The following is a 25,634-nucleotide window of genomic DNA, read 5'->3' on the forward strand; positions in this document are numbered from 1 at the left end:
AACGACTCCTTATGCTTGAATAGACTGAATGAATAAATCACGGTAGGTACGGCATTGCTCTGCAGTCAATGCAAAGATACCAGTGCCACCTTTCTGGAATTGTAACCAGTAGAAATCAACCGAATTGAAATTTTGGCGCATCGCCCATTCTGAGTTACCCACTTCAATCACGATCAGGCCATTTTCAGTCAGGTAATCTGCTGCTTGAGCCAGCATTTTACGTACCAGATCCAGACCGTCCTGACCTGCAGCAAGTGCAAGCTCAGGCTCATGATGGAATTCCTCAGGCAAATCAGCCATATCTTCCGCATCGACATACGGCGGATTAGATACGATTAAATCGTATTGGTTTTCAGCTGGAATTTTTTCAAACAGATCTGATTCAAGCAAAGCGATCTGATATTGCTTGTCATGATGCTCAGTATTGATTTGCGCAACTTCCAAGGCTTCTTTGGAAATATCGGTGGCATCCACTTCCGCTTCAGGGAATGCATAAGCCAAGGCAATCGCGATACAGCCTGAACCGGTACACATATCTAGAATGCGTTGTGGTGTTTTTGGATTCGGGTTTTCCGGCAAGTTATTGACTGCCTCACCCATTTGACCATGTTCGCCCAGGCAATACGGGGCAAAACGGTTCTGAATCAGTTCAGCAATCGGTGAACGTGGAATCAGCACGCGCTCATCAACGTAGTAAGGTTTGCCGTCAAAGTAAGCCAGATTCAATAAATATGAAGTTGGAACTTTTTCATTAATACGACGTTCCAGCAGACTTAAAAATTCGGCTTTTTCACTTGGTAATAATTTGGCATCTAAAATTTCAGCGTCCGCTTTCCACTCTAATGACAGGGTTTGCAGCACTAGCGCTGAACTTTCTGCAAAATAATCTTCTGTGCCTTGGCCCAAATGTGCATCGTATTGACGTAATGCTGTCACACCAAAACGAATAAAATCACGAATGGTGGTTAAATTTTCAGCGGCTTCCTGCATATGTTCAGGGCTAATAGTCGGTCGATCCACTTAAGGCGTCTCCAAGGTCATTTTTTTAAACGCCTTATGATACCTTGTTTTGCCTGCTTTTATAATGCTAAAAGCAGGAAAAACACGAATTCTCTACGCCCACAAAAATTATAAAACTCCTGTTTTTGTGAGCGATTATTCAGATAAATGTTTACTTTATTCAGGAATGTTTCTGTTAAATGTCGATGCTAATACTATGATGATTTATCGGAACCCGGACGCATAAGAGCGGGATTGATAAAGATTGGCCTGATCCATGATCAAAGCCAGCATACATTGACCCTGTTGCTGCTTGGCATATTTTCCTGACATTCTAAAGTTACATTGCTGGGACAGTTTACGCTCCCACAATACATGCTGACTGCGGATGACTGCGGTCTGGTTCGGATTTAATTTTAGATAAGTTTTATAGTTTTTCTTCAGGCGTTTATTGTGAACTTTCAGCTCTTTTTCCAGGCATTTTTCCGCTTTGGGTGTATTGCCATAACTAAAATTCATGCACTGTGTATATTCCTTGGAATACCCAACAGCAGCTTGAGTCTGAACCGCAGTACCCGCAAAAAATGCAACTAAAAACCATGCAAGACGCATAACTTCCCCTTGACCGAAACCGGTACAATCCCAATAAATGTTTAACAATCAATATTGTTTAAATTATCCACTGATATTAACGCAGTCCGGACAAAAATCCTATGCCTTTCTCGGACTGAAAGATTAAACAGTTGCACAATTGAAAATTGGCCCATGACCCACATATAATCCGCATTAAATCTTCAAACGAGCCCAGATCTATGAGCTATAAGCACAATAATCTTATGGCGATGCGCCAGAATTACTGGGATGATCAAGCCTCCAGTCAGGTGCAGCAAGAAAAGGTATTTTTGCAGTCGACCTTAATGCAACATGGCGTATTTACCGATGCGACATTGGACGATGCTAAATATCTGTTTTTTGGCTTGCCAAGTATTGTGATTGTAAAAGGCTATGCTTTGGGCTTCATGCATGACAGCGTACAGCGCCTGATTCATCAACATATTCAAACAAATAAACAACAGTTACAACAACGATCTGAATTAAAAATCCAATTTCAAATGGCATAATGCCCTGTCTAAACTGATACAAGTTGGTGAATAAATGAAAGCTTGCCTAGCTTTTGCTATAAATTCAGCGGCTTAAACTTTTTTAATACGTGCAGAAACGCTACTATCCCTTACAATGATTTATTCTGCTTCATGCTGATGATGAAAGGATCGAGTTTACATGTCAGATCAGAACGATAAGCTTAAACAACTGAAAACCTCCTCTATGGATCGACGCTTATCGATCGCAAAGGCATCCTTGCTGGCAGGCACGCGTTGGGCGGCTTCTAGTGCAAGCTCCATGTTCTCAAGTGAAGAAGCAAAAGAAAAGAAACGTAAAAAAGCCATGAAAGAACAGGCTGATTATCTGGTGGCAGAAATTGGCAAGCTAAAAGGTTCTATCGTTAAAATTGGGCAGATGATGGCACTGTATGGTGAGCATTTTCTGCCAGAAGAAGTCACTCAAGCTCTAAATACCCTGAACAATCAGACGGTGGCATTGGCATGGCCAGCCATCAAGACCCAGTTACAGCAACAACTCGGTTCAAAACTCGACGATCTCACCATTGATCATGAACCTTTGGGCACAGCTTCTTTGGCACAGGTACATCGCGCTACCCGAAAATCTGATGGCATGGAACTGGTGTTAAAAATTCAGTATCCGGGTGTGGCAGAAGCCATTGATTCGGATATGAGCCTGTTTAAAAACATGCTGAAATTGACTCGCATCGTGCCGCAGACCCGCGAATTCGACCAGTGGTTCGATGAAGTCCGTGAGATGATGCACCGTGAAGTAAATTATCAGATTGAAGCAGATACCACGCGTCGTTTTGCGACGCGTTTAAAAGATGATCCTCGTTATATCGTCCCAACCATTATTAATGAATATTGCTCAGATCGTGTGCTGTGCATGACCTTTGAACGTGGTGTGCCGATCAACAGCCCGGTGATGTTGTCCCTGCCCCAAGAACGCCGCAACCAGTTAGGGGAAGCCTCTCTGGAAATTGCAGTACGTGAAATCTTCGAATGGGGCGAGATGCAAACCGATCCGAACTTTGGTAATTATCTGGTTCGTCTGGGCAATGGCGCAGATGTGCACGACAAGATCATTCTGCTCGACTTTGGCGCGATCCGCCAGTTTGACCAGCATCTGCTCAGTGTTGCGCGTAACCTGATCCAGGCAGGCTATCATCATGACTCGGATATGATGGTCAAGGCGATGACTGGTTATGAGTTTTTTGATTCGATTCCGCAAAGCATCAAACCGGATATGGCCAAAGTCTTTTTACTGGCCACCGAAGCGTTTAGTTCACCGCTAAATAATCAAGAATTGCCAGCTGGCATCATGGATGAACATAATCGCTATGACTGGAAAAAAAGCCAGCTGCATAGCCGTGTGATGCAACAGGCATCGAGATCTATGGCTTCACGTTATTTCAGTGTTCCACCCAAAGAATTTATGTTTATTAGCCGTAAATTTATTGGTGCCTATACTTTTATGACCGTGATTGATGCCAAAACCAATGTGCGTGCCATGATTAAACATCATCTCTCTTAAAATAAAACCTGCATCAAAAAGACCCGGATGATTTTGTCATTCGGGTCAATTTTTAGACATATTCGATTTTTTATATTTTTATCTTTCTTTTAATTTTCATTGATTTATTCATCCCTTCCTTCAATCCAAAAAACCTAAAAATTGCCAATTAATCTTGTCACCTACGACATAGTTTTATATCTGAGCACATGTCAGTATTAAAAAATAACGTGACAACACCTTTAGGATAATCAGAATGAATAATATGGTGAATAAAGCCCAAGGATTTGGCTTGTCCATACTGACCAAAATCGCGGGCAGCGAAGTATTAGACCAGTTAAAGCTGCGGAAATTTGTAGAAAAATCACTTTATCAAAGTTCAAAAGCAGGATTCAAAACCCTGGGGCAAACCCAGAAAATCCTGAAATCTAGCCAGAAGATTCAAAAACAACGTCTGCCCCATCAGTCCAAATCCTTATTTGATATGAATCTGACTGAAGAACAGCAAATGACCTGTAATGCCATGCAGCAATTTGCCCAAGAGGTGCTGTATCCCTTGGCGCATGATGCAGATCAGCATGAATTATTTCCCCATGAACTCTGGCAATACAGCACTGATTTAGGTCTGAATTTCTATGCCCTGCCTGAAGCATTGGGGGGCGTTGCATCAGAACAGGATATTGTCAGCAATATTTTAATCGCTCAACATTTGGCACAAGGAGATTTCAGCCTGACCGCTGGCTTACTTTCGACTTTTAGTGTCATTAACGCCATTACCCGCTGGGGCTCAGAGCAAATTCAGGCAGAATATCTGGGCGCTTTCGCAGAGAATCCTGAGTTAAAGGCCACCTTTGCAGTGCAGGAAGAAACAGCAGCGTTTAACCCGGAGCAACTTAGAACCAAGGCTGTTGCACATCAGGGACATTATCTGATTCGGGGTCAAAAGACCTTAGTGCTCTTCGGAGAAAGTGCCGATCTCTATCTGGTCAGTGCTGATCTAAACGGAAAAGCTGAGGTCTTTGTGGTGCAACGCGACATTACGGTTACTGCAAAAAAATCGCCGGCTATGGGATTAAAAGCTACTCAAACCGTTACGCTCAAATTTGAAGATACTCCGGCACATCGTCTGGGTGATGAAGATTTTGATTATCGTGCATTCGTAGATTTGGGCAATCTGATGTGGTGTGCGATGGCAGTGGGCGCCTGTGAAGCAGTCAAAAAATACTGTGTGCAATATGCCAATGAACGTATTGCCTTTGCTGAACCGATTTCCCATCGTCAGGGTGTCGCCTTTATGATTGCCGATATGGCCATTGAAATTGACGCGATGCAAATGCTGATCCTGAATGCCGCCAGCCTGGCTGAATCGGGACAAAACTTTCATCGTGAAGCCTATCTGGCCCGTCTGCTCTGCGCAGAAAAATCCATGAAAATCGGCACCGATGGTGTACAGATTTTGGGTGGTCATGGTTTCACGAAAGAACATCCGGTAGAACGCTGGTATAGAGACCTGAGAGCCACTGCCATTCTCCATTCTGGCTTGCATGCCTGATCAAAACATAAAGAAGAACAATAATGAATCTACAAACTCCAAAAAAATTCAAGCTTTTGATTGATCAAGCACATGAAGTTGCCCTCAATGTTTTGCGCCCGATTTCACGTAAATATGACAAGGCTGAACACGCTTATCCGATAGAGCTAGACATGCTCGCTTCAGTCGTGGATGGCATGAACCAAGGTAGTGAAGGCATGAATGCAGGTGCAGCAGTCAATAAACGTGGCGATGCAGACAGCAGCAATAAAAATGGCATTAATATGTCTACCGCCCTGAGCATTATTGAAATGTGTTATGGCGATACTGGTTTATTACTTTCGATGCCACGTCAAGGATTAGGAAACTCAGCCATTGCAGCCGTTGCCAATGAGGAACAATTACAGCGTTTTCACGAGACTTGGGCAGCCATGGCGATTACCGAGTCAGGTTGCGGTTCAGATTCCGCTGCAATTCGTACCACTGCAACCAAAGATGGTGATGATTATATTCTGAATGGTGAGAAGATTTTTGTAACCTCCGGAGAGCGTGCTGATGCAGTGGTCGTTTGGGCAACTTTGGATAAAAAACTGGGACGATCGGCAATTAAATCATTTGTGGTGACCAAAGGTACTCCAGGAATGAAGGTTGAACGACTGGAACATAAATTAGGGATTAAATCATCCGATACTGCCACGATTAGCTTTATCAACTGTCGAGTACCTGCAGCAAACTTGCTCGGTCATGCAGAAATCGATGTTGCTAAAGGCTTTGCTGGCGTAATGGAAACCTTTGATAATACTCGCCCGCTGGTTGCAGCCATGGCGATTGGTTGTGCGAAAGCCTCGCTGGAACGCATCAAGGAGATTTTTAAGGATCAACTGGACTCTACTTATGCCACACCGTATTTACAAAGCTCTAATATCGCAGCACAAATCTATCGTATGGAAGCTGAATGGGAAGCATCACGCTTGCTGATGCTGAAAGCCGCCTGGATGGCCGATAATCACAAACCAAATTCACGTGAAGCATCTATTGCCAAAGCCAAGGCCGGTCGGATCGGTAATGAAATTACCTTAAAATGTGTCGAACTTGCGGCAGCCACTGGTTATAACGAAACTGAACTTTTAGAAAAATGGGCGCGTGATTCCAAGATTCTGGATATTTTTGAAGGCACCCAGCAAATTCAGCAACTGATTATTGCCCGTCGGGAACTAGAAAAATCATCGAGCGAATTAAAATAGTGATTGCTCATTAAATAGCGAATTAAACTTACCTGAGTTAATTAAACGATGGATTTTTTAAGGATTTAAGGTTATAAAAATTCATCGTTTTTTCAAAATAAAATCAGTTCTATATGTACTCTATTCGTCCTATTCAGCCTGAAGATAATACTCAAATTGCAAGCATTATCCGTTCTGTGTCCCAAGAGTTTGGACTGGCAGCAGAATCTGGTTTCGCGGTAGGCGATTCTATTCTAGATGAGCTATATCAAGTTTATCAGCAACCGGAATCAGCTTACTGGGTTATTGTGGATCAACAAAATAAAATTTACGGTGGTGGTGGAATTGCGCCATTAAAAGGTAATGCAACTATTTTAGAAATTCAGAAAATGTACTTTTTACCTGAAATTCGTCAGCAAGGTTTTGCCAAAAAAATTTTAGAATTATCCTTTGAATTTGCACAGACTCATCAGATTAAGTCAGTCTATCTAGAAACAACTAAAGCGCTTTGGCAAGCGGTGAAACTCTATGAAAAATTAGGTTTTCAGCACCTTGATCACCCTGAAGGCAATACCGGACATAGTGAAGCCTGTGAAATCTGGATGCTAAAAAACCTTTCAACTTAGAGATTTTTTAGTAGATAGATAAAGTTTGTACATTAATAAAGTGCTTTCATCAGCAGCGAGCTTGACTCTTGTATATAGGCTGCCTAACATCGAAATACGTTTATTCAGGCATGGAATTCACAGTTTGTTTTTTTCTCATCTATTAAATCCAATTAAATCTAAACGTTCACTATTTAATTCTCATTCTTTTAAATTTTCTTCTATTTTATTGAGCACTTTTCTTTTTGCGGGTTGCTCATCTTTGGGCGGAGGCTCGGTAGAAAAGCGCGCAGCTAAATTATCTAAAGGCATTCAAACTGCTTACTCCACCCCATCCAGTACAGCTAATCGTGTTTCACCTTTAATTGTTCAACATGCACAAAATCAAGGTGTAGATCCGCTCCTAGTGGCGGCTGTGATTCATCAGGAATCTACTTATCGTAGCCAAGCAACTTCGCCAGCAGGTGCGGTAGGCTTGATGCAAGTGATTCCAAGATATTGGCAACAAACCTGCCCAGGTGATTTATACAATGAAAGCAGTAATATCCAATGTGGTACATATATTCTTTCTAAATATAATCAATCATCCGGTGACTGGAAGAAAGCGCTTGCCTATTATAATGTAGGTCCGTCAGGTTATGAAAATAATCGTAAAATGCGTAAACAAGGTAAACGTTATGCCAACCAAGTAAAACAGCATAAAAAAATGCTAAAAGACTCTCTCTAATGACTGAATAAAGAGAATTAATTTAACCATACTTAGGCTATTTTATTTAATATTTGGTAAATAGTAATCGCTAATTGTGTCCATTAAAGTTTTTACCATGAAAGTATACCTACAACCTATTAATCTCAGCCATGATATATATATTCAGCTAAAATAGTCTGCAATAAAAAACCAGCGATTCGCTGGTTTTTTATTTTGTAAGGTTTATAAGATCAGCTTGTAAACTCTTATAGCGCTAGTTTTACAGAGATCCCAATAGGTCAAACAAATTAACAGGAATTCTCTGTCTCAGAAGAATCTGATCAACTTTGAGATATAGATATGTTAAATATCTTATCTAAAATTCCACGCATAAAAAAATCCCCCTCTGCCTTGGCGGAGGGGGATTTTGGAATAATGAGCTGGCGATGACTTACTCTCACATGGGTAACCCCACACTACCATCAGCGCTAAGAGGTTTCACTTCTGAGTTCGGGAAGGGATCAGGTGGTTCACTCTTGCTATGGTCGCCAGCACAACTGGTATGCTTACTCGCTATGGTCTTATCTACGTTGCTTGCGCTTCGTTTGCCTAGCTTTCTTCAAATAGAATGCATTAACAGATGTATCTGAGTTGCAGTAGTTTGTTCGTTTAGCTTAACTAAATCAAGGCTTCGTCTGATCGTTAGATCAATATGAAATCAATTGATGCTTTATATACAACTGTTTGGGTGTTGTATAGTCAAGCCTCACGAGCAATTAGTATTGGTCAGCTTCACATATCACTATGCTTCCACATCCAACCTATCAACGTCGTAGTCTTCAACGGCTCTTTAGGAGACATAAAGTCTCGGGGAAATCTTATCTTGAGGTAGGCTTCCCGCTTAGATGCTTTCAGCGGTTATCCCTTCCGAACATAGCTACCCGGCGATGCCACTGGCGTGACAACCGGTACACCAGAGGTTCGTCCACTCTGGTCCTCTCGTACTAGGAGCAGATCCTCTCAAATTTCCAACGCCCACGGTAGATAGGGACCGAACTGTCTCACGACGTTCTAAACCCAGCTCGCGTACCTCTTTAAATGGCGAACAGCCATACCCTTGGGACCTGCTTCAGCCCCAGGATGAGATGAGCCGACATCGAGGTGCCAAACACCGCCGTCGATATGAACTCTTGGGCGGTATCAGCCTGTTATCCCCAGAGTACCTTTTATCCGTTGAGCGATGGCCCTTCCATACAGAACCACCGGATCACTAAGACCTACTTTCGTACCTGCTCGACTTGTGGGTCTCGCAGTTAAGCGCGCTTTTGCCTTTATACTCTACGCGTGATTTCCGACCACGCTGAGCGCACCTTCGTACTCCTCCGTTACTCTTTAGGAGGAGACCGCCCCAGTCAAACTACCCACCAGACATGGTCCTCGTCCCGGATAACGGGACAGAGTTAGAACCTCAATATTACCAGGGTGGTATTTCAAGGACGGCTCCATCGCAACTAGCGTCGCGACTTCAAAGCCTCCCACCTATCCTACACAAGTAAGATCAAAGTTCAATGTCAAGCTGCAGTAAAGGTTCACGGGGTCTTTCCGTCTAGCCGCGGGTACACCGCATCTTCACGGCGAATTCGATTTCACTGAGTCTCTGCTGGAGACAGCGCCCCCATCATTATGCCATTCGTGCAGGTCGGAACTTACCCGACAAGGAATTTCGCTACCTTAGGACCGTTATAGTTACGGCCGCCGTTTACTGGGGCTTCGATCAAGAGCTTCGCTTACGCTAACCCCATCAATTAACCTTCCAGCACCGGGCAGGCATCACACCCTATACGTCCACTTTCGTGTTTGCAGAGTGCTATGTTTTTAATAAACAGTTGCAGGGGCCTGGTTTCTGAGGCTGTCGGCCGCTCAAGGAGCAAGTCCTATCACAGACAACAGCGTACCTTCTCCCGAAGTTACGGTACCATTTTGCCTAGTTCCTTCAGCAGAGTTCTCTCAAGCGCTTTGGTCTACTCGACCTGACCACCTGTGTCGGTTTCGGGTACGATTCCTGTGTAACTGAAGCTTAGAGACTTTTCCTGGAAGCATGGTATCAGCCACTTCACTGTACAAGTACAGCTTGCTATCAGTTCTCAGCATAGAGTACCCCGGATTTGCCTAAGATACATGCCTACAACCTTCCACCTGGACAACCAACGCCAGGCTGACTTAACCTTCTCCGTCCTCTCATCGCATTACACAGAAGTATTGGAATATTAACCAATTTCCCATCGACTACGCCTCTCGGCCTCGCCTTAGGGGTCGACTCACCCAGCCCCGATTAACGTTGGACTGGAACCCTTGGTCTTTCAGCGTGCGAGTTTTTCACTCGCATTGTCGTTACTCACGTCAGCATTCGCACTTCTGATACCTCCAGCAGACTTCTCAATCCACCTTCATCGGCTTACAGAACGCTCCCCTACCACGCATAATAAATTATGCATCCGCAGCTTCGGCATATAGTTTTAGCCCCGTTACATCTTCCGCGCAGGCCGACTCGACTAGTGAGCTATTACGCTTTCTTTAAAGGGTGGCTGCTTCTAAGCCAACCTCCTAGCTGTCTATGCCTTCCCACATCGTTTCCCACTTAACTATAATTTTGGGGCCTTAGCTGGCGGTCTGGATTGTTTTCCTCTTGACTACGGACGTTAGCACCCGCAGTCTGTCTCCCGGATAGTACTCATTGGTATTCGGAGTTTGCATCGGTTTGGTAAGTCGGGATGACCCCCTAGCCGAAACAGTGCTCTACCCCCAATGGTATTCGTCCGAGGCGCTACCTAAATAGCTTTCGGGGAGAACCAGCTATCACCAAGTTTGATTAGCCTTTCACCCCTATCCACAAGTCATCCCCTGGCTTTTCAACGACAGTGGGTTCGGTCCTCCAGTTAGTGTTACCCAACCTTCAACCTGCTCATGGATAGATCACCTGGTTTCGGGTCTATACCCAGCAACTAAACGCCCTATTAAGACTCGGTTTCCCTACGGCTCCCCTATGCGGTTAACCTTGCTACTGAATATAAGTCGCTGACCCATTATACAAAAGGTACGCAGTCACCGGACTAAGCCGGCTCCCACTGCTTGTATGCATGCGGTTTCAGGATCTATTTCACTCCCCTCACAGGGGTTCTTTTCGCCTTTCCCTCACGGTACTGGTTCACTATCGGTCAGTCAGGAGTATTTAGCCTTGGAGGATGGTCCCCCCATATTCAGACAAGGTTTCACGTGCCTCGCCCTACTCGACATCATCATATAAGCCCTTTCGTGTACAGGACTATCACCGTCTACGGTCGCACTTCCCAGAGCGTTCCACTAGAACTTATATGACTTAATGGGCTCTTCCCCTTTCGCTCGCCGCTACTGAGGGAATCTCAATTGATTTCTTTTCCTAAGGGTACTGAGATGTTTCACTTCCCCTCGTTCGCCTTGCAACACTATGTATTCATGTTGCAATACCTACCTTATGGTAAGTGGGTTTCCCCATTCAGACATCTCCGGATCACAGGATATTTGCCGCCTCCCCGGAGCTTTTCGCAGGCTATCACGTCTTTCATCGCCTCTGACTGCCAAGGCATCCACCACATGCACTTAATTACTTGACTATACAACCCCAAACAGTCGTTTATCCTTACAAGTGGGATAAGCAACAGATTGTGATGATCTCTCATCACGCTCATACAGTTGGCGTTTCGTAGATTTAACTACAGTACAGCTTCAATTAGATTCATATACCAAAACGCTTGATTCAGTTAATTTCGCTAGAACTCATTTCTTGTAGTTGCCTACTTGAAACGAGTTTGAACAAATTATTTCAACTCAAATATATTCTGTTAATGATTTTTCCAGCCTTCGTCAGGTCAGGAAACTGTGATAAATCACAGAGGTTAATAACAACGAAGCGAATCATACGCCTCTTTCTTACTAAGCTCTATAAGCTATCTAGCTGTTTGTATGTTTCTTAGCTCATCTTACGTTTGCTTGATCATTTCAAGATCAATGTAAGTGATGGTGGAGACTAGGAGAGTCGAACTCCTGACCTCCTGCGTGCAAAGCAGGCGCTCTACCAACTAAGCTAAGTCCCCAGCTTATCAATAAGTCAATGTATCGTTCTGTTCTGTTTGCTTCAGCACTTTCATGCTTCGTTAGTCAGATTTGGTGGGTCTGACAAGACTTGAACTTGTGACCCCACGCTTATCAAGCGTGTGCTCTAACCAACTGAGCTACAGACCCTCAGATACATCGTATGAAGAACAACTTGTTGTGGATTCTTACCAATCGTCAATCTTTCGTTAAGGAGGTGATCCAGCCGCAGGTTCCCCTACGGCTACCTTGTTACGACTTCACCCCAGTCATCTGCCACACCGTGGTAAGCGTCCCCCCTAAGGTTAGACTACCTACTTCTGGTGCAACAAACTCCCATGGTGTGACGGGCGGTGTGTACAAGGCCCGGGAACGTATTCACCGCGGCATTCTGATCCGCGATTACTAGCGATTCCGACTTCATGGAGTCGAGTTGCAGACTCCAATCCGGACTACGATCGGCTTTTTGAGATTAGCATCCACTCGCGTGGTAGCAACCCTTTGTACCGACCATTGTAGCACGTGTGTAGCCCTGGTCGTAAGGGCCATGATGACTTGACGTCGTCCCCGCCTTCCTCCAGTTTGTCACTGGCAGTATCCTTAAAGTTCCCGGCTTAACCCGCTGGCAAATAAGGAAAAGGGTTGCGCTCGTTGCGGGACTTAACCCAACATCTCACGACACGAGCTGACGACAGCCATGCAGCACCTGTATGTAAGTTCCCGAAGGCACCAATCCATCTCTGGAAAGTTCTTACTATGTCAAGACCAGGTAAGGTTCTTCGCGTTGCATCGAATTAAACCACATGCTCCACCGCTTGTGCGGGCCCCCGTCAATTCATTTGAGTTTTAGTCTTGCGACCGTACTCCCCAGGCGGTCTACTTATCGCGTTAGCTGCGCCACTAAAGCCTCAAAGGCCCCAACGGCTAGTAGACATCGTTTACGGCATGGACTACCAGGGTATCTAATCCTGTTTGCTCCCCATGCTTTCGCACCTCAGTGTCAGTATTAGGCCAGATGGCTGCCTTCGCCATCGGTATTCCTCCAGATCTCTACGCATTTCACCGCTACACCTGGAATTCTACCATCCTCTCCCATACTCTAGCCAACCAGTATCGAATGCAATTCCCAAGTTAAGCTCGGGGATTTCACATTTGACTTAATTGGCCACCTACGCGCGCTTTACGCCCAGTAAATCCGATTAACGCTTGCACCCTCTGTATTACCGCGGCTGCTGGCACAGAGTTAGCCGGTGCTTATTCTGCGAGTAACGTCCACTATCCAAGAGTATTAATCTCGGTAGCCTCCTCCTCGCTTAAAGTGCTTTACAACCAAAAGGCCTTCTTCACACACGCGGCATGGCTGGATCAGGGTTCCCCCCATTGTCCAATATTCCCCACTGCTGCCTCCCGTAGGAGTCTGGGCCGTGTCTCAGTCCCAGTGTGGCGGATCATCCTCTCAGACCCGCTACAGATCGTCGCCTTGGTAGGCCTTTACCCCACCAACTAGCTAATCCGACTTAGGCTCATCTATTAGCGCAAGGCCCGAAGGTCCCCTGCTTTCTCCCGTAGGACGTATGCGGTATTAGCATCCCTTTCGAGATGTTGTCCCCCACTAATAGGCAGATTCCTAAGCATTACTCACCCGTCCGCCGCTAGGTCAGGTAGCAAGCTACCTTTCCCCGCTCGACTTGCATGTGTTAAGCCTGCCGCCAGCGTTCAATCTGAGCCATGATCAAACTCTTCAGTTTAATACTATGTAGCACCTTAAAGGGTGCCAATCTTGGCTCATCAATTTTCTGACAAATATTTCTCAAATAAACTTCGAGTAATTTCTACCATCAATCAATGAAAATAATTTCGATCGATCAACCAGTAAAAATCCACACAAGTTGTTCTTCATAATCTCTTAATGATCTTCTTAAAACCTCGTCAGTTTCAAGCTCCAACCCAATTATTTAACGTTTCGTTTCATGCATTGCGTTGGTGTGCTGCGTATTCTATACAGTTTCAAAACGAGCGCAAGGGATTTTCTTAAAAATATCCAAAAAAACCAACCATACGTTTATTTTTTAATCTAAAAAGCTATTTTTAACACTTTTTTTGCGTTTTTCTAGCTAATTCCGCATGAAAAGTTTAAGCAAATGTTAATTTTCCAGCCCTCATCTCATAAAAAAAGATCACCCTAATAGTGATCTTTTTGATTCTTCATCAAAATATTTTAATTTGCCTGCTCAGCCAGCCAAGTCATAAATTTTTGACGCTCAGCTTTAGAAGCCTTTTGCCATAATTGAATCAGCTGCTGATCATTCTGGTCTGCTGACTGAGTATATACAGCTGCCGGTTGATGAACTGGTGTCGCAACTTGAGTCGTCATATCTAATTTTTTAGTCAACACGCGATTTCCAAACCATGGTTTCGCTGCATCTTTAGCGCCCGTCTGCTGGACTAGGAGCTGATTTTTTGCATCATATAGCCCAATAATGGGCTGATTTTTATATTTTTGCGCTGCATCAAAATCTTTAGGCGCCTGAATGAGTGCTAAACGATAAGTTTCGCCATCTTTAAGGCTTGGTGTTTTTACCGTAACCACACCTGACTTTAAAATATCATGTGAATTGTCTGAATGCTGGAAAAATTCGTTATAGCGCACACTGATCGCATTTATACCTGCATCCAAGCTATAAGTCTGATTAGAACGCAATAGACCCGAGTTCACCTCCTGATCATTTACGGCAACAATTTTTATTTCTTCAGGTACTGTGACGGTCACTGCCGAAAAAACTGATGTGCTAAACAGAAACACTGCTGCAGTTGCCGCAATACGTAAATCCATATCCTTTACTCATTTTTGGTTGTTTATTAAAAATTAGCCGCACTATGCCGCATCTAAATGACAATCTTATGACAAAGGCTGGAGCGATACAGCCTGTGTTCTTAGCATTTATTTGGCTAAATATACCCCATCATATTCAAATACAACTGTAAGACATAAAAAAAGAAGCATCAAATTGCTTCTTTTTTTATGATCTAAAATCATTTATGCAAAAGTCTTAAAGCGCTCTGCATCATCCATAAAGGTTTTTTCACCTGCAGGAGCTTCAATCGAACCAAATACCAGTTGAGCGCGAAGTTTCCAGTGAGATGGAATCTCGAAAGTTTGTGCGACTTCTTCATCAATAATTGGATTGTAGTGCTGTAATGAAGCACCAATATTTCTTTCTGCCAAAGCGGTCCAGGTTGCAAACTGTGCAATAGCAGAAGAATGCTCAGACCAGACCGGGAAGTTATCGGCATAAAGTGCAAACTGCTCCTGCATCGACTTCACCACGTTCTGGTCTTCATAAAACAGTGCGGTACCATAACCTGCAGCAAAAGCATTGATCTTGCTATTGGTTGATTCAAATGCATCTGCTGAAACCAGATCACGTAAAGTTTCACGTACAATATGCCAGAAAGTATCATGTGATTGACCAAATAAAATCACCACACGCGAGGTTTGCGAGTTAAAAGATGACGGACTGTGCTTCACCGCATCTTTAATGATTTTCTCAATTTCTGCTTGATCCAGCTCTACATTTTTTCCAATTGAATAAATGCTACGGCGTTGTTTGATTTGATCTAAAAATGCCATGAATTCACCTCTATATATTTTGATTATTAAAAAATCGATAAAGTCATACTACGTGCTTTAAGCCCCCAAGACAGGTGCATTTCGATAACAATGTGTTTTATTTATAGAACAATCAGATTTAGATCTGGGTAGCGTATTTGTATCTGATTTTATCCGCAGCTTCCATGCTGTCACATATAAAGTTCTCTATAAACTTTTAATTAAATACTTTAAAACGGTGCTGATCCGGCTTTTGTAATTTTTCTTCTACTGTTTGTTCAATTGATCCAAAGCAAAGTTGGGCTCGCAACAACCAGTTCTTTTCAATTTCAAAATGCTCAGCGACCCTTTCATCAATCAGTGGATTGTAGTGCTGTAAGGATGCCCCTAAGCCAGAATCTGCCAGCGTCGTCCACACAGCAAATTGCGCCATACCGGAAGTTTGTTCCGACCATGCTGGAAAATCTTCACTATTTAATGGCATTTTCTTTTGTAATTGTTGAATCACAGCTTGATCTTCATAAAACAAAACCGTGCCATAGGCAGCAGCACATTGATTTAACTTGATTTCCATCCCTTCGTAAATATATGCCGGCATATGCTGACGCTGTACCTGTTTCACAATTTCCCAGAATTAATGATGAGAATCTGCGAATAACACCACAATGCGCGTAGTTTGAGAATCATAAGCCGAAGGACAACTCCGCACTGCTTCCTGAATGATTTCGCTAAGATAAGCCTGACTAGAATGTACCCGCTTACCGAGTTGATCGATACTACGGCGCTTTTTCAATTGATCGACAAAAGTCAATTCTAAATCATCATTCAGTTTATTTTTTCTTGAAAATTTAAAATCCTTGGTTATATCGCTTGTTAATACCTGACCAATCTTATTTAGCAATGCCATTTTCTACCCCACAACAAACAAGCCAAATCAGCTTAGAGAATCCCCTACAATTATAAGGCCTTTATTAAGATAGGTAGATTTAGTGGTGGTTTTACTGTTGATTTTTACAACACTCGAACTGGCTAAAAACAATAAACTCCGCACTTGGCGGAGTTTATGTGAAGCATTGCGCATTATTTATTTTTCAGTTTCAAATAATGCAGCAACAAAAGATTTGGCAGAGAATGGACGCAAGTCATCAATTTTTTCACCGACACCAATAAAGCGAATCGGCACATGAGTACGACTGGCGATATTAAATAGGACACCGCCTTTGGCAGTACCATCAAGTTTGGTAATGGTCAGACCCGTCAAGCCTACCGCTTCATCAAACATCTCGACCTGATTAATGGCATTCTGGCCAGTACCGGCATCGACCACCAACATCACTTCATGCGGCGCAGTGGCATCAATTTTCTGCATCACACGTTTTACTTTGGTCAATTCCTGCATCAAATGGCCTTTGTTATGCAAACGACCCGCTGTGTCTGCAATCAATACATCCACACCTTTGGCACGCGCACTTTCAAAAGCATCGAAAATCACTGAAGCTGAGTCAGCACCATGACCCTGAGCAACAACCGCAATATTATTACGCTCACCCCAGATCTGTAGCTGTTCAGTTGCAGCCGCACGGAAAGTATCACCTGCTGCCAACATGACGGTCTTGCCTTCACCTTGCAAACGTTTTGCCAGCTTGCCAATGGTAGTCGTTTTACCGACACCATTTACACCAACCACCAGAATCACATAAGGCGATTTGTTTGGATCAATGTGCAGCGGTTTTACCCGTGGTGCCAATAAAGCCACCAGTTCTTCCTGAAGCGCTTTATAGAGTGAATGCGAGTAGATCAAATCACCACGTGCCGTACGTTCAGTCAGGTTAGCGATAATGGTCTTGGTTGCTTCCACGCCAATATCTGCCACCAGAAGCTGCTCTTCGACTTCTTCTAATAATTCATCATCAATTTCTTTACCACCGATCAGGATATTCACCATCCCATCGGCAAGGTTTTTACGGGTTTTGGTTAAACCCACTTTCATACGGCTAAAGAAGCCACCTTTCGCAGCAGAATCTTCATTTTCAGTTTCTGTGGTAACAGGTGCAGAAACTACAGCTGTTTCGCTTGGCGTTTCTACGATAGGCACATTGACCGCAGATAAGCTCGGTAATGTGACATCATCATCTCCGATATCAGCATCAATCAAAAATTTGTTTTGCCCATTAGATTGCTGTTGCATGCCGAATCCTTGAAAAGCATTGCGTTAAAAACCCAGATTCTACCATAACTTGCCTGCTTTGCAGCTAGCAATGGAAATGCTGGACAAACATACCAAAAAGCTACAGCTCTCGGTTGCTTTCAAGCACACATTTATTAAAAATAACGCTAAATACAAATGCCTATTTCAGGAGATCTAGTGTTCATCACCTTTTCGACTATCTCCTCTTTCTCGCAAATGATCAAACAGACGCTTTATCCACTCGGTGCAGCAGTATTGTTTAGTCTGAGCTTTGGCCCGGCCCAGGCACAAACCCGAAGCGAATTGTCACGCACTACTTTTGAAACCACTTTAAGTAACGGTTTAAAAGTCATCATTCGGGAAGACCATCGTGCACCCATGGTAATGACACAGATTTGGTACAAAGTCGGCAGCAGCGATGAATCTGGAAATATTCTGGGGGTATCACATGCGCTTGAACATATGATGTTCAAAGGCACTCATAAAGTGCCAAATGACGAATTTACCCGTCTGAGCCGGATTTATGGCGGCAGTATCAATGCGGCCACCTTTACCAATTACACCAATTATTATCAGCTGTATCCTAAGGCCTATTTTCCTATGGCCCTGGAACTTGAGTCTGACCGTATGAGCAATTTATTATTGCGGCAGCAGGACTTCGAGCCAGAAATTAAAGTCGTCATGGAAGAACGGCGCCAGCGTACCGATGACAATCCGCGGGCGCAAGCATTTGAACGGTTTAAATGGGTCAGTTATCCGACCAGTCATTATCGCCAGCCGGTGATTGGACACATGAAAACTCTGAATAATATTCAGTTGAATGATGTCAAAAAATGGTACCGGGATTGGTACAGTCCGAATAATGCCATTCTGGTGATTGTGGGGAATGTAGAATCTGAAGCTGCTTTGGCTCAGGTACAAAAATATTTTGCTGACATTCCCGCACGTCCAACACCGGCGCGCAATGACGTACTGGAGTTTGAGCGTTTGGGTTATCGCCATATGGAAATCAATAGCAATATTCAGGTGCCCAATCTGTACATGACCTGGAATGTAAAATCCCTTGGCACTGCCAAAAACCCCCAAGATGCTTATGCCTTGACCATTATTCGCAGTCTTTTGGACAGTGGCATTTCTTCGCGCCTGCAAGACCGATTGGTACGTGATCGTAAAATTCTGACCTCTGTCAGCGTTTCTTATGATCCCTATAATCGCGGCGACAGCCTGTTTGGTATTTCTGCCTTACCTGCGCCGGGCATCTCTTTGCAAGAAGCACAACAAGCAATTCAGGATGAAGTGGATTTACTTAAAACTACAGCGATGACCCAACAGGAAGTGGATCGTATCAGTACCCGCTTTATTTCCAATTTGATCTATAGCCAGGATGATATTGCCGGACAAGCCAAAATGATTGGAAATCTAGAGGTCAATGGCTTGAGTTATCGCCTGATGGATGAATTACCGAAACACTTTGAAAGTGTCAGCGTTCAGGATATCCAGCGTGTCGCAAACGCCTATTTTGTACGTGAAAATCTCAGCACGCTTTATCTCTCTCCTGAACAAAACACCCAGCAACGGGGATTATAATGCTTCAACTTCGTTCATTTTTGCTTATTTCAATTTTAAGTCTTAGCTCGGCTACCCATGCAGAAAACTATCTGGATCCCCAGCCTAACCAAAATGATAATCCGAGTCAGTTACAGTCTATCCCTTTGCTGCAAAGCTTAAAAAATATTAATCAGCAACGGGATTTTCAGGCGCCTTATATTCATGATCTAAATAATCGCTACAAAGTACGCACGCTGTTTGTTGAAACGCAAGATCTTCCCATGGTAGATATCCAGCTGACCTTTAATGCCGGTTCGGCCCGTGATCAGGAAATTGCCAAAGGCCTATATGGTCTATCCAATATGGCAGCCAGGTTGATGCGTGAAGGAACCGACAAATATAGCGCCAATCAGGTGGCGGAAGTTTTTGACCAAACCGGAGCACAATTCAGCGTACAAACCTATCGGGATATGTTTGTGGTTCGTCTGCGTACGCTTTCAGACCCGGAAAAACTGGAACCCGCATTGGGCATGCTGATGGAGGTTCTCAAGAATGCATCATTTAAACCATCCAGCATTAATCTGGCTTTAAGCAATACCCAAGTGGGACAAAAACAGCTGCAGGAAAATCCAAGCCGACTCATGGATATCCGTTTTTATCGCGCTTTATATGGTCAGCACCCTTATGCAGAACCAATCAGCGGCACCCAAGGCAGCACCAAGAAAATTAATGCAGAATTATTGAAAAAATTTCGTGATCAGTTTTTGGTGGCGCAAAATATGAATATTGCCATTACTGGCAAACTCAGCCCGAAACAGGCACTCGAACTGTCTGAACGAATTGCCGGCAACTTACCTCAAGGGCAAAAAGCAGAAGCATTGCCACAGTCTGAAATTCAATCTGGTTTTGAAGTGGTACATCTACCCTATAACTCGTCTCAGGCGCATGTCACCTTTGGGCATTTAGGCCCAACCCGCTTTACTGAAGATAAACTGGCTTTAGAAGTCGCCAATCGCATGTTTGGCGGTAGCGGATTTAATGCAGTATTGATGCAGGAACTACGGGTGAAACGTGGTTTTACTTATGGCGCTTATAGTTCATTGAGCTTTAGTCAGGCACCCGGCGTATTCAGCTTTAAGTATTCCACGCGTCAGGATCAACTGCTAGACAGCATTCAGGTCGCACATCAAGCATTTATCCACTTTGTCAGCCAACCTATTGATACTCAGCGTCTGGAAGAAACCAAAGCAGGCATGTTACGTGCTTTTCCTAATAATTACAGCAGTAATGCCACCATTAATGCCCAGCTAGGCAATATGGGTTTTTATAGTGAGCAAACTGATTATTTATCCAGTTATCCAGAACGCTTGGCTAAAATCACAGCGGCAGATGTACAAAATGCAGTGCGCAAGCATTTTCATCCTGATCACTTAACCCTAGTCGTCGTCAACAAAGAACTGGATCAAAATGCCTTGAAAATGCGTTTGGAGCGAAATTTAATGGATGCCAATTATTACTTACCAACAAACCCTATGCCTAAGGCATCTCCACAGAGACCGGCGGAAGCTGACGTGCCCGAAGTGATTCCTGCTGATAAGCCTGCATCAATTTAAGATATTGCCCACGACGGATATGCTGCTGCTCTAATAAAGCGAGTGCCATATCCTGAGTTTGGGGAAGGTTTTGCTGTTTAGACAGTTGCTGAATCTGGGTGACTTGAGCAATGCTCAACGGACGATATAGAGCAAATGCGGCTAAAAGTAGAATGATCGCAATAATAAAAATAACCACACTGTTATAAATCTGTTCCAGTTTGATTCTGCTGAAAAATTGGCTTAGTTTTTCTGTATCTATAGACATACACTACCTCAGGTTAAAGGTAGTGTATGGTCGCAGTTACATAAGTTCAAGTCAGCGCACTGAATATTCATAAGAGCTGAATCCTGCTATTTCGAGGACTAATTCATGATTCTGGTAATAATTGTTGAATACAGCACCAATGCAACAACAAGCAATACCAGTGCAATTGCAAATTTACTTAAACCCGCTTCTGCTTCAGGCGGATGCAGACGATCCTCATCTGCAATGCGGACCAGCTCACCATTATAAAGCTTATAAAACTGCTCACGCTGGTTTTCATCCAGCGCACGGGTAAAGTTGTAGACTTCTTTACGTTGTGCCAGTCCATAATCACCCAGATGGGTATGTTTACTGAATATAGCTTGATCGAGTTTTTTACGATGCAAATCGGCAAGTTCCATAATTTGACCTGCAGTCGGAGGCATATCAAATTTCACACCATCTAAAGTTCTTGTCATCATGGCCTTCTCCTTATTGTTTGCTATCCATTTACAATGTAGCTTAATAATATTTATAGTTGTGTATAGTTTAATCAGTTAAACTATAACTTAAGTAAACAAATAAAATCGAATAGTTGACTTTTCCATTATTTTGTAATATTAGTTTAACAATACTAATTTATATTTGTATTTAGACTAAATAGTCTATCCTGTAATCATAATTAAAATTAAGGAGTTTTTATATGATACAACAACTCTCTCAACACGATCTGGAACATCTGTACGCAGATGCCGTGAATACCATTCAATCGCAAATGAACTTTGCTGATGCAGTAAAACAGCTTGAAGAAGCCGCTCGTGCTGGCCATGGTAAAGCAGCGCTTTTTTTAGCAGAACTTTATTATCAAGGTTTCCGTGTAGAACGAGATTCACTCAAAGCCCAGTACTGGCAGAACATGGCCACCATGCAAGCATAAAGAAACGTCACCTAGGTGGCGTTTTTTTATGCCCTTTTTTCAATAAGTAGCAATCAATACATATTTTCTTACGAATCCTTGCAAAGCTGAAACAGTAATTTCATATAAAGTTTCTAGAATAGAGCCTGAACTCCAATAGCACTTTATTCTAATGAAACCACGAAAAATTATTCAATTTGATCCGATCTGCAAAAACTTTCTGTTAAAGATCACGATGCTTAAATCTTTGATGAATTGTGGCGAGCTATGGGGTGCATATCACCAAGGCTGGGCGATGATGCGTGACCAGGAAGACTGCATCTTCCCATTCTGGCTCAATCCGCTGGATGCTAAAAATTATGCCCAGCAGCATTGGCCGGATTACATCCCGCGTAAAATCAATTCTGAAGATTTTGAAAATGCATTATTGCCGACCCTGTCGCGACTGAATGTTACGCCAGCCCTGTTCAACACCAATGGAACCAAACTCAAACTGACTGCTGCACAGATGCGTCATCTGTTTTTTTCGCAACAAAGACTGCACATTGCTTAAATAACATGCTATTTATAAAGACTAAAACCTAAACACTTAGAGATGTTCAGGTTGAATACATACTCTAGGATTAATAATAAATTAACCAATAAGGATGATTAAGCATGACCAATGTGGCACAGGTGCTCAGTGAAAAAATGCATCAAGCTATTTATACCATCCGTCCAGACTCTACTGTTTTAGAAGCCATCACCTTGATGGCGGATAAAGGAATCGGGGCGCTTGTGGTAACCCATGAAGACAATGTGGTGGGGATTTTGTCAGAGCGGGATTACACGCGTAAGATCGCCCTGATGCAAAGAACCTCATTCGACACCACTGTTAATGAGATCATGACCTCTAAAGTGATTACCGTAAATACAGCTACTAGCGTAGAAGACTGTTTATCTTTGATGACTGAACGCCACCTACGCCACTTACCCGTGGTCGAACATGAAAAACTGATCGGTCTGATTTCAATTGGGGATTTGGTCAAAGCGGCCATGGATGACCAACGCAAATTGATTGAACAGTTACAGCAATATATCTCAGGTTAAAACATCATCTAGCTTTCTCTAAGGCATTTGAAGATCACTTAAGTGACACCAAGATAAAGTTTTATATCTGATCCATAAAAAATCCCGGTATGTGTACCGGGATTTTTTATATGAACATTCTGAATAAAATCAGTTTAGACCTAATTTTTCTGCGACGTAATCTGAGTCTTTCTCACCACGACCCGATAAGTTCACTACAATCTTGGTATCTTTTGGCAGTTTCCCTGCTTCACGAATGGCCCAAGCCACCGCATGCGAACTTTCTAATGCAGGTACAATGCCTTCTACGCGTGACAGTGTCATGAATGCATTCAGACATTCCTGATCAGTTGCTGTAGTGTACTCTACCCGGCCCAAATCTTTCAGCAAGCTATGCTGCGGCCCCACACCCGGATAATCCAGACCAGAAGCAATTGAATGCACTGGCAATGGCTCGCCCTGTTCATCTTCTAGCACATAACAGGCCATACCATGTAACTGGCTCGGTTTACCTAAGGTCAAAGTAGCTGAATGCATATCGGTATCTAAACCATGACCTGCCGGCTCAACGCCAACCAGTTTCACATCTGGTTCATTTAAAAATGCAGTGAATGCGCCAACTGCATTGGAACCCCCACCGACACAGGCAACAACATAGTCAGGATTTGCACCAAAACGCTCATTGGCCTGAACTTTAATCTCATCACCAATAATCGACTGGAAATCACGTACCATCATCGGGAATGGGTGCGGCCCGACTACCGAACCAATGGCATAGATGTAGTTTTTCGGGTCTTTTAAATATTCTTCAAAAGCACTGTCGACTGCATCTTTGAGTGTGGCTGTACCGCGAGTCACAGAAATCAGCTTGGCACCCAGAATTTTCATCTTGACGACGTTTGGATGCTCTTTTTCAATATCCACTTGCCCCATATGAATTTCACATGGGATACCCACCAAGGCACATGCAGTTGCCAAAGCAACACCATGCTGGCCGGCACCGGTTTCTGCAATGACTTTGGTCTTGCCCATATATTTCGCAAGTAAAGCTTCACCCAGACAATGATTGATCTTGTGCGCCCCGGTATGGTTCAGATCTTCACGTTTCAAATAAATCTGGGCTCCACCGAGCTGTTCAGAAAGACGTTTGGCATGAAATAGTGGACTTGGACGACCGACATAATGAGCAAATAGGTCTTTCAATTCATTCTGAAATTCTTCAGTCTGACGAATTTCCTGATAGGCCACATTAATATCATCCATAGCCTGTTTCAGATCGGGTGGAATAAACTGACCGCCATATTGACCAAAGAAACCCTCTTCATTGGGCAACGCAATACCATTAATTTGATGAGCCATAATAATTCCTGAATATTGGAATAAGGTATAACAAGTGACTTTATACTAGAATAATTCGTTTTAAAGCACTAATAACTATAGATAAAGTCACTTATAGATAAATGGAATCAACGCGCCAGATATTTGGTCATATCCTCAATGCCTTTTAAGGTCATTGGAAACATATGATCTTCAAAGATTTGCTTAATCAGACCAATCGTATGGGTGTAATGCCAGTATTTTTCTTCTTCAGGATTCAGCCAGGCGGTTTTATCAAAATGCTGACGCAGACGCTGCAACCAGACTTGCCCAGCCTCATCATTCATATATTCAACAGAACCACCGACAGAATTCAGCTCATACGGTGCCATACTGGCATCACCGACCACAATCACGCGGTAATCACGGCCATAGGTATTGAACAAATCCCAGGTATTCATGCGTGAACTGGAACGACGGATATTGTCTTTCCAGACATAGTCATAGAGACAGTTATGGAAATAGAAATATTCCAGGGTCTTGAATTCGGTTTTCGCCGCACTGAACAGCTTTTCACACTGCGCAATATGCGCATCCATCGAACCGCCAATATCAAACAGCATTAGTACTTTAATACGGTTACGGCGCTCCGGTACCAATTGTACATCCAGAATACCCTGCTTAGCCGTTTCACGAATCGTACCATCAATATCCAGTTCTTCGGCTGCACCCTGACGGGCAAACTTACGCAAACGGCGCAATGCCATCTGCATCTGGCGGCTACCCAAAATCTGCTCATCGTCCAGATTGCGGTATTGACGCTGCTCCCAGACTTTCACCGCAGAACGCTTACGCCCCGGCCCGCCAATACGCACACCTTCAGGATGATCGCCATAAGCACCAAAGGGTGAAGTCCCACCGGTACCAATCATCTTGTTACCACCCTGATGTTTTTTATGCTGTTCGCGCAGGCGCTCTTCCAGCATTTTCATCAGTTCTTCCAGGGAACCGGCCTTTTTCAGCTCTTCGCGCTGCTCCGGGGTCAGATGCTTCTCGAGTAATTCGAGATCAAACCAGTCTTTGGGCAGCTTATGCACCTGATTCAGTAATTCATCCAGATCAAAGGTCGCGATACCATCAAAATAGTCTTTCATGGCACGATCGAACTTGTCGAAATAGCGCTCGTCCTTGACCATTACAATTTTGGCCAGCTGATAAAACTCATCCTGATCGGCAAACACCAGACCTGCAGCAACCGCCTGATTCAGGTCAATCAGCTCACGAGTCGATACCGGCACGCCGTATTTGCGTAAGGTATAAAACAGTCGCACAAACAT

20 protein-coding genes, 2 tRNA genes, 3 rRNA genes and 1 pseudogene are annotated in these 25,634 nt (G+C 43.6%); 11 read left to right on the forward strand and 15 right to left on the reverse strand.

Annotated features, from left to right (window positions below):
* Positions 1-9 precede the first annotated feature (9 nt).
* The gene (gene prmB, locus G4D73_RS02910; RefSeq protein WP_044108320.1) at positions 10-1,020 is read right to left on the reverse strand and encodes a 50S ribosomal protein L3 N(5)-glutamine methyltransferase; all 1,011 of its coding nucleotides are present in this window, start codon (positions 1,018-1,020) and stop codon (positions 10-12) included.
* A 204-nt stretch (positions 1,021-1,224) separates the two neighbouring features.
* Positions 1,225-1,611, reverse strand: coding sequence for a DUF1311 domain-containing protein (locus G4D73_RS02915; RefSeq protein ID WP_213687347.1), 387 nt, complete (start codon positions 1,609-1,611; stop codon positions 1,225-1,227).
* Positions 1,612-1,811: 200 nt separating this feature from the next.
* On the opposite strand from G4D73_RS02915, the gene G4D73_RS02920 reads away from it, so the two are divergent.
* The 6 genes from G4D73_RS02920 (at position 1,812) to G4D73_RS02945 (ending at position 7,722) form a co-directional block, all read left to right on the forward strand.
* Complete coding sequence (locus G4D73_RS02920; RefSeq protein WP_213687348.1) at positions 1,812-2,120, forward strand: hypothetical protein; 309 nt, start codon at positions 1,812-1,814, stop codon at positions 2,118-2,120.
* A gap of 160 nt (positions 2,121-2,280) precedes the next feature.
* Complete coding sequence (locus tag G4D73_RS02925) at positions 2,281-3,657, forward strand: ABC1 kinase family protein (protein WP_213687349.1); 1,377 nt, start codon at positions 2,281-2,283, stop codon at positions 3,655-3,657.
* A 235-nt stretch (positions 3,658-3,892) separates the two neighbouring features.
* Entirely contained in the window at positions 3,893-5,188 is a 1,296-nt protein-coding gene (locus G4D73_RS02930) for an acyl-CoA dehydrogenase family protein (RefSeq protein ID WP_213687350.1), read from the forward strand.
* Between the two features lie 23 nt (positions 5,189-5,211).
* Positions 5,212-6,411: an acyl-CoA dehydrogenase family protein gene (locus tag G4D73_RS02935; protein WP_213687351.1), complete on the forward strand. Its 1,200-nt coding sequence runs from the start codon at positions 5,212-5,214 to the stop codon at positions 6,409-6,411.
* 113 nt (positions 6,412-6,524) lie between these two features.
* Positions 6,525-7,016 carry a GNAT family N-acetyltransferase gene (locus G4D73_RS02940; protein WP_180038479.1) on the forward strand — a complete coding sequence of 164 codons (492 nt, stop codon included), beginning with the start codon at positions 6,525-6,527 and terminating at the stop codon, positions 7,014-7,016.
* Positions 7,017-7,140: 124 nt separating this feature from the next.
* Positions 7,141-7,722, forward strand: a complete 582-nt coding sequence (locus tag G4D73_RS02945; protein WP_086044746.1) for a lytic transglycosylase domain-containing protein — start codon at positions 7,141-7,143, stop codon at positions 7,720-7,722.
* Positions 7,723-8,121: 399 nt separating this feature from the next.
* On the opposite strand, the gene rrf is transcribed toward G4D73_RS02945, so the two are convergent.
* From rrf to ftsY, 9 genes and pseudogenes are all read right to left on the reverse strand, one after another.
* Positions 8,122-8,236: ribosomal RNA gene (gene rrf / locus G4D73_RS02950) — 5S ribosomal RNA — on the reverse strand.
* 202 nt (positions 8,237-8,438) lie between these two features.
* Positions 8,439-11,333, reverse strand: a 23S ribosomal RNA gene (locus G4D73_RS02955).
* Between the two features lie 404 nt (positions 11,334-11,737).
* A tRNA-Ala gene (locus G4D73_RS02960) sits at positions 11,738-11,813 on the reverse strand.
* A 71-nt stretch (positions 11,814-11,884) separates the two neighbouring features.
* Positions 11,885-11,961, reverse strand: a tRNA-Ile gene (locus tag G4D73_RS02965).
* Between the two features lie 60 nt (positions 11,962-12,021).
* Positions 12,022-13,559 (reverse strand): 16S ribosomal RNA (locus G4D73_RS02970).
* Together the 16S, 23S and 5S rRNA genes with 2 tRNA genes alongside form the textbook arrangement of a ribosomal RNA operon.
* 470 nt (positions 13,560-14,029) lie before the next feature.
* On the reverse strand, positions 14,030-14,644 hold the full coding sequence (locus G4D73_RS02975) for a DUF2057 family protein (protein WP_180037324.1): 615 nt from the start codon (positions 14,642-14,644) through the stop codon (positions 14,030-14,032).
* A gap of 204 nt (positions 14,645-14,848) precedes the next feature.
* Positions 14,849-15,442, reverse strand: coding sequence for a nitroreductase family protein (locus tag G4D73_RS02980; protein ID WP_004278677.1), 594 nt, complete (start codon positions 15,440-15,442; stop codon positions 14,849-14,851).
* 196 nt (positions 15,443-15,638) lie between these two features.
* Positions 15,639-16,328 (reverse strand): annotated as a pseudogene (locus tag G4D73_RS02985) (nitroreductase family protein).
* A gap of 177 nt (positions 16,329-16,505) precedes the next feature.
* Positions 16,506-17,609, reverse strand: coding sequence for a signal recognition particle-docking protein FtsY (gene ftsY, locus G4D73_RS02990; protein WP_213687352.1), 1,104 nt, complete (start codon positions 17,607-17,609; stop codon positions 16,506-16,508).
* A 177-nt stretch (positions 17,610-17,786) separates the two neighbouring features.
* On the opposite strand from ftsY, the gene G4D73_RS02995 reads away from it, so the two are divergent.
* A complete protein-coding gene (locus tag G4D73_RS02995; RefSeq protein ID WP_213687353.1) occupies positions 17,787-19,196 on the forward strand; it encodes a M16 family metallopeptidase in 1,410 nt (469 codons plus the stop codon).
* The gene (locus tag G4D73_RS03000; RefSeq protein WP_213687354.1) at positions 19,196-20,770 is read left to right on the forward strand and encodes a M16 family metallopeptidase; all 1,575 of its coding nucleotides are present in this window, start codon (positions 19,196-19,198) and stop codon (positions 20,768-20,770) included. Before G4D73_RS02995 ends, G4D73_RS03000 begins: the two co-directional genes overlap by 1 nt.
* Here G4D73_RS03000 and G4D73_RS03005 read toward each other — a convergent pair.
* Together G4D73_RS03005 and G4D73_RS03010 are read right to left on the reverse strand one after the other, a co-directional pair.
* Positions 20,694-21,017, reverse strand: a complete 324-nt coding sequence (locus G4D73_RS03005) for a hypothetical protein (RefSeq protein ID WP_004645254.1) — start codon at positions 21,015-21,017, stop codon at positions 20,694-20,696. The two genes, G4D73_RS03000 and G4D73_RS03005, sit on opposite strands and share 77 nt — an antisense overlap.
* A 98-nt stretch (positions 21,018-21,115) precedes the next feature.
* Complete coding sequence (locus tag G4D73_RS03010; RefSeq protein ID WP_213687717.1) at positions 21,116-21,475, reverse strand: hypothetical protein; 360 nt, start codon at positions 21,473-21,475, stop codon at positions 21,116-21,118.
* A 224-nt stretch (positions 21,476-21,699) separates the two neighbouring features.
* Here G4D73_RS03010 and G4D73_RS03015 point away from each other — a divergent pair, with 224 nt between their 5' ends.
* The 3 genes from G4D73_RS03015 (at position 21,700) to G4D73_RS03025 (ending at position 23,001) form a co-directional block, all read left to right on the forward strand.
* Positions 21,700-21,933 (forward strand): hypothetical protein, encoded by a 234-nt coding sequence (locus G4D73_RS03015; protein ID WP_004278686.1) that lies wholly within the window; start codon positions 21,700-21,702, stop codon positions 21,931-21,933.
* 151 nt (positions 21,934-22,084) lie between these two features.
* Positions 22,085-22,465, forward strand: coding sequence for a DUF2750 domain-containing protein (locus G4D73_RS03020; protein ID WP_004645256.1), 381 nt, complete (start codon positions 22,085-22,087; stop codon positions 22,463-22,465).
* A 104-nt stretch (positions 22,466-22,569) separates the two neighbouring features.
* On the forward strand, positions 22,570-23,001 hold the full coding sequence (locus G4D73_RS03025; RefSeq protein ID WP_004278688.1) for a CBS domain-containing protein: 432 nt from the start codon (positions 22,570-22,572) through the stop codon (positions 22,999-23,001).
* Between the two features lie 129 nt (positions 23,002-23,130).
* On the opposite strand, the gene trpB is transcribed toward G4D73_RS03025, so the two are convergent.
* Positions 23,131-24,339 (reverse strand): tryptophan synthase subunit beta, encoded by a 1,209-nt coding sequence (gene trpB / locus G4D73_RS03030; protein WP_213687355.1) that lies wholly within the window; start codon positions 24,337-24,339, stop codon positions 23,131-23,133.
* 107 nt (positions 24,340-24,446) lie between these two features.
* Positions 24,447-25,634 carry a vWA domain-containing protein gene (locus G4D73_RS03035; RefSeq protein WP_213687356.1) on the reverse strand — a complete coding sequence of 396 codons (1,188 nt, stop codon included), beginning with the start codon at positions 25,632-25,634 and terminating at the stop codon, positions 24,447-24,449.

The organism is Acinetobacter sp. WY4 (genome assembly GCF_018438165.1).
Lineage (GTDB): Bacteria > Pseudomonadota > Gammaproteobacteria > Pseudomonadales > Moraxellaceae > Acinetobacter.